The 14130-nt window shown below is 73.3% G+C and carries 12 protein-coding genes; all 12 read left to right on the top strand.

Going from position 1 to position 14130, the window contains the following annotated elements; genetic code table 11:
• The first annotated feature begins 166 nt into the window (after window positions 1-166).
• The gene (locus tag AB0G08_RS20485) at window positions 167-1093 is read left to right on the top strand and encodes an aspartate carbamoyltransferase catalytic subunit (protein ID WP_121395245.1); all 927 of its coding nucleotides are present in this window, start codon (window positions 167-169) and stop codon (window positions 1091-1093) included.
• The gene (locus tag AB0G08_RS20480) at window positions 1090-2367 is read left to right on the top strand and encodes a dihydroorotase (protein ID WP_358090169.1); all 1278 of its coding nucleotides are present in this window, start codon (window positions 1090-1092) and stop codon (window positions 2365-2367) included. Before AB0G08_RS20485 ends, AB0G08_RS20480 begins: the two co-directional genes overlap by 4 nt.
• A 58-nt stretch (window positions 2368-2425) precedes the next feature.
• Window positions 2426-3589 (top strand): glutamine-hydrolyzing carbamoyl-phosphate synthase small subunit, encoded by a 1164-nt coding sequence (gene carA / locus AB0G08_RS20475; RefSeq protein WP_358090166.1) that lies wholly within the window; start codon window positions 2426-2428, stop codon window positions 3587-3589.
• A complete protein-coding gene (gene carB / locus AB0G08_RS20470; RefSeq protein WP_358090162.1) occupies window positions 3582-6953 on the top strand; it encodes a carbamoyl-phosphate synthase large subunit in 3372 nt (1123 codons plus the stop codon). Before carA ends, carB begins: the two co-directional genes overlap by 8 nt.
• A 19-nt stretch (window positions 6954-6972) precedes the next feature.
• Complete coding sequence (locus AB0G08_RS20465) at window positions 6973-7992, top strand: quinone-dependent dihydroorotate dehydrogenase (RefSeq protein ID WP_358090159.1); 1020 nt, start codon at window positions 6973-6975, stop codon at window positions 7990-7992.
• Window positions 7989-9263: an adenosylmethionine--8-amino-7-oxononanoate transaminase gene (locus AB0G08_RS20460; RefSeq protein ID WP_358090156.1), complete on the top strand. Its 1275-nt coding sequence runs from the start codon at window positions 7989-7991 to the stop codon at window positions 9261-9263. Before AB0G08_RS20465 ends, AB0G08_RS20460 begins: the two co-directional genes overlap by 4 nt.
• Before the next feature lie 109 nt (window positions 9264-9372).
• The gene (pyrF, locus tag AB0G08_RS20455) at window positions 9373-10212 is read left to right on the top strand and encodes an orotidine-5'-phosphate decarboxylase (protein ID WP_358090153.1); all 840 of its coding nucleotides are present in this window, start codon (window positions 9373-9375) and stop codon (window positions 10210-10212) included.
• A gap of 176 nt (window positions 10213-10388) precedes the next feature.
• The gene (gene mihF / locus AB0G08_RS20450) at window positions 10389-10706 is read left to right on the top strand and encodes an integration host factor, actinobacterial type (RefSeq protein WP_007458370.1); all 318 of its coding nucleotides are present in this window, start codon (window positions 10389-10391) and stop codon (window positions 10704-10706) included.
• Window positions 10707-10731: 25 nt separating this feature from the next.
• On the top strand, window positions 10732-11295 hold the full coding sequence (locus AB0G08_RS20445; RefSeq protein ID WP_358090150.1) for a guanylate kinase: 564 nt from the start codon (window positions 10732-10734) through the stop codon (window positions 11293-11295).
• A gap of 16 nt (window positions 11296-11311) precedes the next feature.
• Window positions 11312-11575 carry a DNA-directed RNA polymerase subunit omega gene (gene rpoZ, locus AB0G08_RS20440; protein WP_007075826.1) on the top strand — a complete coding sequence of 88 codons (264 nt, stop codon included), beginning with the start codon at window positions 11312-11314 and terminating at the stop codon, window positions 11573-11575.
• A gap of 14 nt (window positions 11576-11589) precedes the next feature.
• Window positions 11590-12798, top strand: a complete 1209-nt coding sequence (gene coaBC / locus AB0G08_RS20435) for a bifunctional phosphopantothenoylcysteine decarboxylase/phosphopantothenate--cysteine ligase CoaBC (RefSeq protein WP_358090148.1) — start codon at window positions 11590-11592, stop codon at window positions 12796-12798.
• A gap of 88 nt (window positions 12799-12886) precedes the next feature.
• The gene (metK, locus tag AB0G08_RS20430) at window positions 12887-14080 is read left to right on the top strand and encodes a methionine adenosyltransferase (protein WP_358090145.1); all 1194 of its coding nucleotides are present in this window, start codon (window positions 12887-12889) and stop codon (window positions 14078-14080) included.
• Window positions 14081-14130: the final 50 nt, after the last annotated feature.

The raw sequence follows: 14130 nt of genomic DNA, 5'->3' as shown, positions 1-14130 counted from the left end.
GAGCGCAGCGGAGCCCCGCAGTCGCGAACGAAAGGCAGGCCCCGGTGAGCGCGAGGAGTGCAGCGCAGCGGAGCCCCGCAGTCGCGAACGAAAGGCAGGCCCCGGTGAGCGCGAGGAGTGCAGCGCAGCGGAGCCCCGCAGTCGCGAACGAAAGGCGGCAGAGCCAGTGATCCGCCACCTGCTCTCCGGCGCCGACCTGGACGCCGCCACCGCCACCGAGATCCTGGACACGGCCGCCGAGATGGCCACCGTCGCCGGCCGGGAGGTCAAGAAGCTGCCCGCGCTGCGCGGACGCACGGTGGTCAACCTCTTCTACGAGGACTCCACGCGGACCCGGATCTCCTTCGAGGCGGCCGCGAAGCGGCTCAGCGCCGATGTGATCAACTTTTCGGCCAAGGGCTCCAGCGTGACCAAGGGCGAGAGCCTGAAGGACACCGCGCTGACCCTGCAGGCGATGGGGGCCGACGCGGTGGTCGTCCGGCACCCGGCCTCCGGCGCCCCGCACCGGCTCGCCGACTGGGTCGACGGCTCGGTGGTCAACGCCGGTGACGGCACCCACGAGCACCCCACCCAGGCGCTGCTCGACGCGTACACGATGCGCTCCCGGCTGGGGCGGCTGGCCGGCCTGTCGGTCGCGGTGGTCGGGGACGTCCTGCACAGCCGGGTGGCCCGCTCCAACGTCCTGCTGCTGTCCACGCTCGGCGCCAAGGTGACCCTGGTCGGGCCGCCGACGCTGATCCCCGTCCACATCGCGCAGGCGCTCGCGCCCGGCACCGACGTCTCCTACGACCTCGACGCGGTGCTGCCGCAGTCGGACGTGGTGATGATGCTGCGGGTGCAGCGGGAGCGGATGAACGCCTCCTACTTCCCGTCCGCCCGCGAGTACGCCCGCCGCTACGGCCTGGACGGCCCGCGGATGCGCCGGCTGCCCGAACACGCGATCGTCATGCACCCCGGCCCGATGAACCGGGGGATGGAGATCACGCCCGAGGTCGCCGACTCGCCCCGCTCCACCATCGTCGAACAGGTCGCCAACGGGGTCTCCGTGCGGATGGCCGTCCTCTACCTGCTGCTCGGGGGGAACAACCGGTGAGCTCGTACCTGATCTCCAACGTCAGCGTCGTCGGCGCCGCGCCGACCGACGTGCTGATCCGCGACGGCGTCGTCGCGGCCGTCGGCGCCGGGCTCAGCGCGCCGGAGGCGACGGTCGTCGACGGCACCGGGCTGGTCGCCCTGCCCGGCCTGGTCGACCTGCACACCCACCTGCGCGAGCCGGGCCGGGAGGACGCCGAGACCGTCGAGTCGGGGTCCCGGGCGGCGGCGCTCGGCGGCTACACGGCGGTCTGCGCGATGGCCAACACCTCGCCGGTGGCCGACACCGCCGGCGTGGTCGAGCAGGTCTGGCGGCTGGGCCGGGAGGCCGGGCTGGTGGACGTGCAGCCGATCGGGGCGGTCACCGTCGGCCTGGCCGGCGAGCACCTCGCCGAGCTGGGCGCGATGGCCGACTCGGCGGCCCGGGTGCGGATCTTCTCCGACGACGGGCACTGCGTCGCCGACCCGAGGCTGATGCGCCGGGCGCTGGAGTACGTGAAGGCGTTCGACGGGATCATCGCCCAGCACGCCGAGGAGCCCCGGCTCACCGAGGGCGCGCAGATGCACGAGGGCGAGGTCTCGACCCGGCTCGGCCTGACCGGTTGGCCGGCGGTCGCCGAGGAGGCGATCATCGCCCGGGACGTGCTGCTCGCCGAGCACGTCGGCAGCCGCCTGCACGTGTGCCACGTCTCCACCGCCGGCAGCGTCGAGGTGCTGCGCCAGGCCAAGGCCCGGGGCGTCCGGGTCACCGCCGAGGTCACCCCGCACCACCTGCTGCTCACCGACTCCCGGGCCGAGACCTACGACCCGGTCTACAAGGTCAACCCGCCGCTGCGTACCGCGACCGACGTCGCCGCGCTGCGGGCGGCCCTGGTCGAGGGCGTGATCGACATCGTCGCCACCGACCACGCCCCGCACGCGGTGGAGGACAAGGAGTGCGAGTGGGCGTACGCCCGGCCGGGCATGCTCGGCCTGGAGACGGCGCTGTCGATCGCCCTCGACGTGCTCGGCCCGCAGTGGGACCTGATCGCCGAGCGGATGTCGCGCACCCCGGCCCGGATCGCCGGGCTGGAGGGGCACGGCCTCGACCCGGCGCCCGGCGTGCCGGCGAACCTGACCCTGGTCGACCCGGCCGCCCGCCGCACCATCGAGCCGGCGGAGCTGGCCAGCCGTAGCCGCAACACCCCGTACGCCCGCATGACGCTGCCGGGTCGCATCGTGGCGACCTTCCTGCGCGGCGAGCCGACGGTCCTGGACGGAAAGGCCCTCAAGTGATCCGAGCGAGGAGTGCAGCGGAGCGGAGCCCCGCAGTCCGGATCGAAGGAGACGCAGCATGACCCGCAGACAATCGGCGATCCTCGTCCTGGAGGACGGGCGGACGTTCCACGGCGAGGCGTACGGCAGCGTCGGGGAGACCTTCGGCGAGGCGGTCTTCAACACCGGCATGACCGGCTACCAGGAGACGCTGACCGACCCGTCCTACCACCGTCAGGTGGTGGTGCAGACCGCCCCGCACATCGGCAACACCGGCGTCAACGGCGAGGACGACGAGTCCGGCCGGATCTGGGTCGCCGGCTACGTGGTCCGCGACCCGGCCCGCATCGGCTCGAACTGGCGGGCCACCGGCGGGCTGGAGGAGCGGCTGGCCGCCGAGGGCGTCGTCGGCGTCAGCGGCGTCGACACCCGGGCGCTGACCCGGCACCTGCGCGAGCGCGGCGCGATGCGGGTCGGCATCTCCAGCGTCGAGACCGACCCCCGGGCGCTGCTGGCCCGGGTGCGGCAGGCCCCGGAGATGGCCGGCGCGGACCTGTCCGCCGAGGTCACCACGGCGAAGCCGTACGTGGTGGCGGCTTCCGGCGAGCACCGCTTCACGGTCGCCGCGCTGGACCTGGGCATCAAGCGCAACGTCCCGCGCCGGCTCGCCGCCCGCGGGGTCACCACCCACGTGCTGCCGGCCGGCTCCACCATCGACGACCTGCTCGCCACCGGCGCGGACGCGGTCTTCCTCTCGCCCGGCCCGGGCGACCCGGCCACCGCCGACGGGCCGGTGGCCCTGGCGCGGGAGGTGCTGCGCCGGCGGGTGCCGCTGTTCGGCATCTGCTTCGGCAGCCAGATCCTCGGCCGGGCGCTGGGCTTCGGCACCTACAAGCTCGGCTACGGCCACCGGGGGATCAACCAGCCGGTGCTCGACCGGGTCACCGGCAAGGTCGAGGTGACCAGCCACAACCACGGCTTCGCGGTCGAGGTCCCCGGCGCGGGCCACGGCGCGGTCGTACCCGATGCGGTGATCGAGACCGAGTTCGGTGGCGTTCAGGTCAGTCATGTCTGCCTCAATGACAACGTGGTCGAGGGGCTGCGGGCGAAGGACGTGCCCGCCTTCACCGTCCAGTACCACCCGGAGGCGGCGGCCGGTCCGCACGACGCGGACTACCTCTTCGACCGCTTCGCCGAGCTCATCGAGGGCCGGACCCAGAGCGAGGGGCGCACACATGCCTAAGCGGACCGATCTGAAGCACATCCTGGTGATCGGCTCCGGGCCGATCGTGATCGGGCAGGCCTGCGAGTTCGACTACTCCGGCACCCAGGCCTGCCGGGTGCTGCGCAGCGAGGGGATCCGGGTCAGCCTGGTCAACTCGAACCCGGCGACGATCATGACGGACCCCGAGTTCGCCGACGCCACGTACGTCGAGCCGATCACCCCGGAGTTCGTCGAGCTGGTGATCGCCAAGGAGCGTCCCGACGCGATCCTGCCCACCCTCGGCGGGCAGACCGCGCTGAACACGGCCGTCGCCCTGCACGAGGCGGGCGTGCTGGAGAAGTACGGCGTGGAGCTGATCGGCGCCAACATCGAGGCGATCAACCGCGGCGAGGACCGGCAGCTGTTCAAGGAGATCGTCGCCAAGGCCGGCGTACGCCTGGGTCTCGACGACCCGGCGGGCCTGGTGCCCCGCTCCCGGGTCTGCCACTCGATGGCGGAGGTCGAGGCCACGGTCGACGAGCTGGGCCTGCCGGTGGTGATCCGGCCGTCGTTCACCATGGGCGGCCTCGGCTCCGGCATGGCGCACACCCCGGAGGACCTGGCCCGCATCGCCGGCGACGGGCTGGCCGCCAGCCCCGTGCACGAGGTGCTCATCGAGGAGAGCGTGCTCGGCTGGAAGGAGTACGAGCTCGAACTGATGCGCGACCGGCACGACAACGTCGTGGTGGTCTGCTCGATCGAGAACGTCGACCCGATGGGCGTGCACACCGGCGACAGCGTCACCGTCGCCCCGGCCATGACGCTCACCGACCGCGAGTACCAGCAGCTGCGCGACCTGGGCATCGCGGTGCTGCGCGAGGTCGGGGTGGACACCGGCGGCTGCAACATCCAGTTCGCCGTCAACCCGGCCGACGGCCGGATCGTGGTGATCGAGATGAACCCCCGGGTGTCCCGGTCGTCGGCGCTGGCCTCCAAGGCCACCGGCTTCCCGATCGCGAAGATCGCCGCGAAGCTGGCCATCGGCTACACCCTCGACGAGATCCCCAACGACATCACCCTGAAGACCCCGGCGGCGTTCGAGCCGACCCTGGACTACGTGGTGGTGAAGATCCCCCGGTTCGCGTTCGAGAAGTTCCCGGGCGCGGACCCGGAGCTGACCACCACGATGAAGTCCGTCGGCGAGGCGATGAGCCTCGGCCGCAACTTCAGCGAGGCGCTGAACAAGGCGATGCGCTCGCTGGAGACGAAGGCGACCGGCTTCTGGACGCTGCCCGACCCGGCCGGCGCGACGAAGGAGAACACCCTCGCCGCGCTGCGGATGCCGCACGACGGCCGGCTCTACACCGTCGAGCGGGCGCTGCGCCTCGGCGCGTCCATCGCCGAGGTCGCCGCCGCGTCCGGCGGGATCGACCCCTGGTTCCTGGACCAGATCGCCGCCCTCGTCGAGCTGCGCGCGGAGATCGTGGACGCCCCGGTGCTCGACGCCGAGCTGCTGCGCCGGGCGAAGCGGGCCGGCCTGTCGGACCGGCAGCTGGCCGCGCTGCGCCCGGAGCTGGCCGCCGAGGACGGCGTACGGACGCTGCGGCACCGCCTCGACGTCCGCCCGGTCTACAAGACGGTGGACACCTGTGCCGCCGAGTTCGAGGCGACCACGCCCTACCACTACTCGACGTACGACCAGGAGACGGAGGTCGTGCCGTCGGCCCGGCCGAAGGTGATGATCCTGGGCTCCGGGCCGAACCGGATCGGCCAGGGCATCGAGTTCGACTACTCCTGCGTGCACGCGGTACAAGCGCTGCGCAGCGCGCCGCTCGGCGGGGCGGCGGGCTCCGGCTACGAGACCGTGATGGTCAACTGCAACCCGGAGACGGTCTCCACCGACTACGACACCGCCGACCGGCTCTACTTCGAGCCGCTCACCTTCGAGGACGTGCTGGAGGTCTGGCACGCCGAGGACTCCTCCGGCAGGGCGGCCGGCGGGCCGGGCGTGGTCGGGGTGATCGTGCAGCTCGGCGGGCAGACGCCGCTGGGCCTGGCGCAGCGGCTGAAGGACGCGGGCGTGCCGGTCGTCGGCACCTCCCCGGAGTCGATCCACCTGGCCGAGGAGCGGGGCGCGTTCGGGGCGGTGCTGGCCCGGGCCGGGCTGCGCGCCCCGGCGCACGGCATGGCGACCTCGTACGACGAGGCGAAGGCGATCGCCGACGAGATCGGCTACCCGGTGCTGGTCCGGCCGTCGTACGTGCTGGGCGGGCGGGGCATGGAGATCGTCTACGACGACGCCACGCTGCGTGGCTACATCGGGCGGGCCACCGAGATCTCCCCGGACCACCCGGTGCTGGTCGACCGCTTCCTCGACGACGCCATCGAGATCGACGTGGACGCGCTCTGCGACGCCGACGGCGAGGTCTACCTCGGCGGGGTGATGGAGCACATCGAGGAGGCCGGCATCCACTCCGGTGACTCGTCCTGCGCGCTGCCGCCGATCACCCTGGCGGGCTCGCACGTGGCCCAGGTGCGCCGCTACACCGAGGCGATCGCCCGGGGCGTCGGCGTGCGCGGCCTGCTCAACGTGCAGTACGCGCTGAAGGACGACATGCTCTACGTGCTGGAGGCGAACCCGCGCGCGTCCCGGACGGTGCCCTTCGTCTCCAAGGCGACGGCGGTGCCGCTGGCGAAGGCGGCGGCCCGGATCGCGCTGGGCGCCACCATCGCCGAGCTGCGCGCCGAGGGGCTGCTCCCGGCGACCGGGGACGGCGGCTCGCTGCCGGCCGGCGCCCCGATCGCGGTCAAGGAGGCGGTGCTGCCGTTCAAGCGGTTCCGCACCCCCACCGGCAAGGGCGTGGACTCGCTGCTCGGCCCTGAGATGAAGTCCACGGGCGAGGTGATGGGCATCGACGTCGCCTTCGGGCACGCCTTCGCCAAGTCGCAGTCGGCCGCGTACGGCTCGCTGCCGACCGCCGGGAAGATCTTCGTCTCGGTCGCCAACCGGGACAAGCGCGGCATGATCTTCCCGATCAAGCGCCTGGCCGATTTGGGTTTCGAGATCGTCGCCACCACCGGCACGGCGGAGGTGCTGCGCCGGCACGGCATCGCCTGCGAGCAGATCCGCAAGCACTACGAGTCCGACGGGGGCGAGGACGCGGTGTCGCTGATCCTCGGCGGCGCCGTGGCGCTGGTGATCAACACTCCGCAGGGCTCGGGCGCGAGCGCACGTTCCGACGGCTACGAGATCCGCAGCGCCGCCGTCACGGCGGACATCCCGTGCATCACCACGGTGCCGGGCGCGGCGGCGGCGGTGATGGGCATCGAGGCGCGGATCCGGGGCGACATGCAGGTCCGCCCGCTGCAGGAGCTGCACGCCGCCCTGCGGGCCGCCGAGTGACCGCCCCGGCGAGCGCGCGGTGATGTTCGAACGGGTCGTGCGGCCCGGGCTGTTCCGGATCGGGGGCGGGGACGCCGAGGCCGCGCACGAGTGGACGCTGCGCCGGCTGGCGGGGCTCTCCCGCCGGCCGGCGGCCCTGGCCGTGCTGCGGGCCCGCTACGCCGTCCGCGCGCCGCGCACCGTGTTCGGCGTCGAGTTCCCCAACCCGGTCGGGCTCGCCGCCGGCATGGACAAGGACGGCGCGGCGCTGCCCGCCTGGCCCGCGCTGGGCTTCGGCTTCGTCGAGGTCGGCACGGTCACCGCCCACCCGCAGCCGGGCAACCCCCGGCCCCGGCTGTTCCGGCTGCGCGACAGCGAGGCCGTGGTGAACCGGATGGGCTTCAACAACGCCGGCGCCGGGGCCCTCGCGGCCCGGCTCGCCGCGCTGCCCCGCCCGATCGGGGTGCCGCTGGGCATCTCGCTGGGCAAGTCCAAGGTGACCCCGCTGGACGAGGCGGTGGCGGACTACCTGGCCTCGTACCGCGCGCTGCGCGAGCACGGCGACTACTTCGCGGTCAACGTCTCCTCGCCGAACACCCCGGGCCTGCGCTCCCTGCAGGACAGGGCGCACCTGGACGCCATCCTGGCGGCGCTGGTGGGGGAGAAGCCGGTGCTGGTGAAGATCGCGCCGGACCTCACCGAGCCGGCGATCGCCGAGCTGCTGGAGGTCTGCCTGGCCCGGGGCGCCGCCGGGGTGATCGCCACCAACACCACGCTCGCCCGCGACGGCATCGCCCCCGCCGACCGGGCACGCGGCGCGGAGACCGGCGGCCTCTCGGGCCGCCCGCTCGCCGACCGCGCCCGCGAGGTGGTCGCCTTCGTGCACCGGGAGGCCGGCGGCCGGCTGCCGGTGATCGGCGTCGGGGGCATCGTGGACCCGGACGCCGCGGCCCGCATGTTCGACGCCGGCGCCGCTTTGGTCCAGCTCTACACCGGCTTCATCTACCGCGGGCCGGCCCTGGTCCGCGCCGCCGCCCGCGCCGCGAGGACGGGCGGGTGACCCCCGAGGAGATCCTGGCCGCCGACCGGGCGCACGTCTGGCACCCGTACGCGGCCCTGCCGCCCGCCAGCGCGCCCCACGTGGTGCAGAGCGCGGCGGGCGTACGGCTGCGGCTGGCCGACGGCCGGGAGCTGGTCGACGGGATGTCGTCGTGGTGGGCGGCGATCCACGGCTACCGGCACCCGGTGCTCGACGCGGCGGTGACCGACCAGCTCGGCCGGATGAGCCACGTGATGTTCGGCGGGCTCACCCACGCCCCGGCGGTCCGCCTGACCACCACCCTGGTCGAGCTGGCCCCGGACGGGCTGGAGCACGTCTTCCTGGCCGACTCCGGCTCGGTCGGCGTCGAGGTCGCGGTCAAGATGTGCCTGCAGTACCAGCGGGCCACCGGCCGGCCGCAGCGCCGCCGGCTGGGCACCTGGCGGGGCGGCTACCACGGCGACACGTTCCACCCGATGAGCGTCTGCGACCCCGAGGGCGGCATGCACCACCTCTGGGGCGACGTGCTGCCCCGGCAGGTCTTCGCCCCGGTGCCGCCCGGCGGTTTCGACACCCCGCCCGAGCCGGCCTACGAGGCGGCCCTGGTCGAGGCGGTCGAGCGGCACGCCCACGAGCTGGCCGCGGTCGTCGTGGAGCCGGTGGTCCAGGGCGCGGGCGGGATGCGCTTCCACCATCCGCACTACCTGCGGGTGCTGCGCGAGGTGACCCGGGCGCACGGGGTGCTGCTGATCTTCGACGAGATCGCCACCGGCTTCGGCCGGACGGGCGCCATGTTCGCCGCCGAGCACGCCGGGGTGGCGCCCGACGTGATGTGCGTGGGCAAGGCGCTCACCGGCGGGTACCTCACCCTGGCCGCCACGCTCTGCACGGCGGAGGTCGCCCGGGGCATCTCCGCCGGCGGGGTGCTGGCGCACGGGCCGACGTTCATGGGCAACCCGCTGGCGTGCGCGGTCGCCAACGCCTCCCTCGGCCTGCTGAAAGCCGGGAACTGGGCGGGGCAGGTGGCGAGGGTGCAGGCGGGCCTGCGGGCCGGCCTGGAGCCGTTGCGCGGCGCGCCGGGGGTGACGGACGTGCGGGTGCTCGGCGCGATCGGCGTGGTCCAGCTCGACCGCGAGGTGGACCTGCCCGCCGCCACCGCCGCCGCGGTCGCCGAGGGGGTCTGGCTGCGGCCGTTCCGCGACCTGGTCTACACCATGCCGCCGTACGTCACCGACGACGCCGACCTGGCCCGGATCGCCGCCGGGGTCGCCGCCGCCGTGCGGGCGGGCTGAGCCCGCCGGTCACGCTCCGGCGGGAGTACGCGGGCGGCGCGCGCCGCCCGCGACAGGAGCGCGCCCGGCGGTGGACGCCCCGGGGCGCCGAGGAGAGGGAGAGAACCGGATGGAGAGCTTCGGCGCCCGCCTGCACCGGGCCGTCACCGAGCGGGGGCCGCTCTGCGTCGGCATCGACCCGCACCCGGGGCTGCTGGCCCGCTGGGGGCTCGACGACGACGTCCGCGGGCTTGACCGGTTCGCCCGGACAGTCGCGGAAGCCCTCGGTGACCGGGTCGCGGTGGTCAAGCCCCAGTCGGCCTTTTTCGAGCGGTTCGGCTCGAAAGGTATGGCGATTCTAGAGTCAACTATCCGACAGTTGCGCGAAGCCGGCTCGCTCGTTCTGTTGGACGTCAAGCGTGGCGACATCGGCTCGACCGTCGCCGCGTACGCCTCGGCGTACCTCGACCCATCCAGCCCGGTCCATGTGGACGCGGTGACGGCGAGCCCGTACCTCGGCGTCGGCGCGCTCGCGCCGATGTTCGAACTGGCCGCCGAGCACGGCGGCGGGGTCTTCGTGCTGGCGCTCACCTCCAACCCCGAGGGCGCCGCCGTGCAGCGCGCCCGCACCGCCGACGGGCGCACCGTGGCGCAGGTCGTCATCGACGAGATTTCCCAGCTCAACGCGGGTGCGCAGCCGCTCGGAAGCGTCGGGCTGGTGGTCGGCGCGACCATCGGTGACACCGGCCACGACCTGTCCGCGGTGAACGGTCCGCTGCTCGCCCCGGGCCTCGGGGCGCAGGGTGGCACCGCGGCGGATCTGCGCGTCGTCTTCGGCTCCGCCCTGCCCGCGGTGCTGCCCTCGTACTCCCGCGAGGTGCTGGGCGCGGGCCCTGATCCGGACGCGCTGCGGGCCGCCGCCGACCGGGCCCTGACCGACTGCCGGGCCGCCCTCGTCGCTGGAGCCTGACTGACGGCTCGGTCACCTTTTGCGAAGATCATCGCGCGCCCACGTTGCCGAATGCGCCGTCTACCGCTAGTTTTCCCCGCGCTGGGAACCACGGACCCCTTGGTTCACAGCGACACCACGTTTCACAGATGCGGCGGTGCGTCCCGCCCGTCGCGATAGGGACCTGAGGAGAACTGGTGCCGCTCCCGTCACTGACCCCCGAACAGCGCGCTGCCGCGCTGGAGAAGGCCGCGGAGATCCGCAAGGCCCGTGCTGAGCTGAAGGAGCAGCTCAAGCAGGGCAAGACCACCCTCGGAGCCGTCCTCGAGCGTGCCGAGTCCGACGACGTCGTCGGCAAGCTCAAGGTCTCCGCCGTGCTGCAGGCGATGCCGGGTATCGGCAAGATCCGGGCCACCCAGATCATGGAGAAGCTCAAGATCGCCGACAGCCGTCGCCTGCGTGGCCTCGGCGAGCAGCAGCGCAAGGCACTGCTTGGAGAGTTCGCCGCCAACTGAGGCTGGCTGCGTGTAGAAACAAGCAGTGAGCACGGATGACGAGGCGCGCCCGGCGGCTCGGCTCACTGTCCTGACGGGGCCTTCGGGCTCCGGCACGGAGAGTGTCGTCGAGCGCGTCCGGGCGCGTTCTCCGTCCGTCTGGGTCCCGGTGCCGGCCACCACGCGCCCGCGCCGGGAGCGCGAGCTGGACGGCGTCGACCGGCTCTTCCTGACCCCCGCCGAGTTCGACCGGATGGTCGCCGCCGGGGAGCTGCTGGAGTGGAGCCGGGCCGGGCCCCACCGGCGCGGTACCCCCCTCGAACCGCTGCGGTCCCGGCTCGCCGCCGGTCAGCCGGTGCTGATCGGCCTCGACCTCGCCGGCGCGCTGCTGGTCCGGGCGGTGCTGCCCGACGCCCGGCTGGTGCTGCTGCACCCGCCGGGGACGGTCCCCCCGCAGGTCACGCCGGCCGCCTTCGCACACACCCTCGCGCACGACCTCACCGGGCGGGTCGTCGACGAGCTGGTAGGCTTGTCCGGTTCTTCTTTCCTGGCTCCGGCGCCACCGCACGTGCGTGGTGGACCGCCAGCACCGCCGCGCGCGGTGCGATAGACGCAGAGGTTAATTCGTGGGATCCATCGCAAACCCCGAAGGCATCACCAACCCGCCGATCGACGAGCTTCTCGAGAAGACGACCTCGAAGTACGCGCTGGTGATCTTCGCCGCCAAGCGCGCACGCCAGGTCAACGCCTACTACAGCCAGCTCGGTGAGGGTCTGCTGGAATACGTCGGCCCCCTGGTCGAGACCACGCCCCAGGAGAAGCCGCTCTCCATCGCCATGCGCGAGATCAACGCGGGCCTGCTCACCGCCGAGCCGACCGACCAGCCGTAACCCGCCGCGCGTCGATGTCCCCCCGGATCGTCCTCGGGGTCGGCGGTGGCATCGCCGCCTACAAGGCGTGCGAGCTGCTGCGACTCTTCACCGAGTCGGGCCACCAGGTCCGGGTCGTGCCGACCGCGTCGGCGTTGCGCTTCGTCGGGGCCCCTACCTGGGCCGCGCTCTCCGGCCAGCCCGTCGCCGACGACGTCTGGTCGGACGTGCACGAGGTGCCGCACGTCCGGCTCGGCCAGCAGGCCGACCTGGTGGTGGTCGCGCCGGCCACCGCCGACCTGCTGGCCAAGGCCGCCCACGGCCTCGCCGACGACCTGCTCACCAACACGCTGCTGACCGCCCGCTGCCCGGTGGTGCTGGCCCCGGCCATGCACACCGAGATGTGGGAGCACCCGGCCACCGTCGCCAACGTCGCGACGCTGCGCTCCCGGGGCGTGCGCGTCGTCGAGCCCGCCGTCGGCCGGCTCACCGGGGCGGACACCGGCAAGGGCCGGCTGCCCGACCCGGCGGAGATCTTCGCGGTCGCCCGCCGGGCGCTGGCCCGGGGCGTCGGGGCCCCCGCCGACCTGGCCGGGCGGCACGTGGTGGTGACCGCCGGCGGCACCCGCGAGCCCCTCGACCCGGTCCGCTTCCTGGGCAACCGCTCCTCGGGCAAGCAGGGCTACGCCTTCGCCCGCTGCGCGGTGGCCCGGGGCGCCCGGGTCACCCTGATCTCGGCCAACGTCTCGCTGCCCGATCCCGCCGGCGTCGACCTGGTCCGGGTCGGCACCACGGGCGAGCTGCGCGACGCCACGCTTGCGGCGGCCGCCGAGGCCGACGCGGTGGTGATGGCGGCGGCTCCGGCCGATTTCCGTCCCGCGACCTACGCGCCTGGCAAAATCAAGAAGTCGGACGACGGCAGCGCGCCCACCATCGAGCTCGTCACCAACCCGGACATCGCGGCCGAGCTGGGCCGGCGTCGTCGCCCGGAGCAGGTGCTGGTGGTGTTCGCCGCGGAGACGGGCGACGCCGAGGCCAACGGCCGGGCCAAGCTCGCCCGCAAGCGGGCGGACCTCGTCGTGATCAACGAGGTCGGGCCCGACAAGGTCTTCGGCGCCGAGACCAACGCGGCGACGGTCATCGGCGCGGACGGTTCGGTCAGCCGGATGCCCGAACGGTCCAAGGAGGACCTCGCCGACGGCGTCTGGGATCTCGTGGTTGCCCGGTTGCCCGGCCGTTCCTGACGGCTGGAACGGGGCACGACCGAAGGGGCCAGGCTCTGCCGCGGATGACTACACTGCCGCGGAACGACTTCCACAATTTAGGAGTGCCGTGACACGCCGCCTCTTCACTTCCGAATCGGTCACGGAAGGCCACCCGGACAAGATCGCCGACCAGATCAGCGATGGGATTCTCGACGCCCTGCTCGCCGAGGACCCACGCAGCCGCGTCGCCGTGGAGACCCTGATCACCACCGGTCAGGTGCACATCGCGGGCGAGGTGACCACCAAGGCGTACGCCGACATCCCGACCATCGTCCGCCGGACCATCCTCGACATCGGCTACGACTCGTCCAAGAAGGGCTTCGACGGCGCCTCCTGCGGCGTCAGCGTCTCCATCGGCGCCCAGTCCGAGGACATCGCGCAGGGCGTCGACAACGCCTTCGAGCTGCGTACCGGGGCGTCGGAGAGCGCGCTGGACGCGCAGGGCGCCGGCGACCAGGGCATGATGTTCGGCTTCGCCTGCTCCGAGACGCCGGAGCTGATGCCGCTGCCCATCGCCCTGGCGCACCGGCTGGCCCGGCGGCTCTCCCAGGTCCGCAAGGACGGCACGATCCCGTACCTGCGGCCCGACGGCAAGACCCAGGTCACCATCGAGTACGAGGGGCTGCGCCCCGTCCGGCTCAACACGGTGGTCGTCTCCAGCCAGCACGCCGCGGACATCTCGCTGGACTCGCTGCTCACCCCCGACGTGCGCGAGCACGTCATCGCGCCGGAGCTGGAGAGCCTCGGGCTGGACACCGACGGCTACCGGCTGCTGGTCAACCCGACCGGCCGGTTCGAGATCGGCGGGCCGATGGGCGACGCCGGCCTGACCGGACGCAAGATCATCGTCGACACGTACGGCGGCTACGCCCGCCACGGCGGCGGCGCGTTCTCCGGCAAGGACCCGTCGAAGGTGGACCGCTCGGCGGCGTACGCGACGCGCTGGGTGGCCAAGAACGTGGTCGCCGCCGGCCTGGCCGAGCGGTGCGAGGTCCAGGTCGCCTACGCGATCGGCAAGGCCCACCCGGTCAGCCTCTTCGTCGAGACGTTCGGCACCGAGACCGTGCCGGTCGCCTCGATCGAGAAGGCCGTCTCCGAGGTCTTCGACCTGCGCCCGGCCGCCATCATCCGGGACCTGAACCTGCTCCGCCCGATCTACCAGCAGACCGCCGCCTACGGCCACTTCGGCCGGGAGCTGCCGGACCTGACCTGGGAGAGCACCGACCGGGCCGCCGACCTCAAGTCGGCCGCGGGAGCCTGACCGGCACCAGGCGCAGCGACCGGCGACCCGCGGACGGGTCGCCGGTCGCT

Origin of the sequence: Micromonospora sp. NPDC023644 (genome assembly GCF_040640115.1) — a bacterium.
GTDB lineage: Bacteria > Actinomycetota > Actinomycetes > Mycobacteriales > Micromonosporaceae > Micromonospora.
Note: the sequence above shows the minus strand (reverse complement) of the source record. Positions and strands in the feature narration are given on the sequence as shown.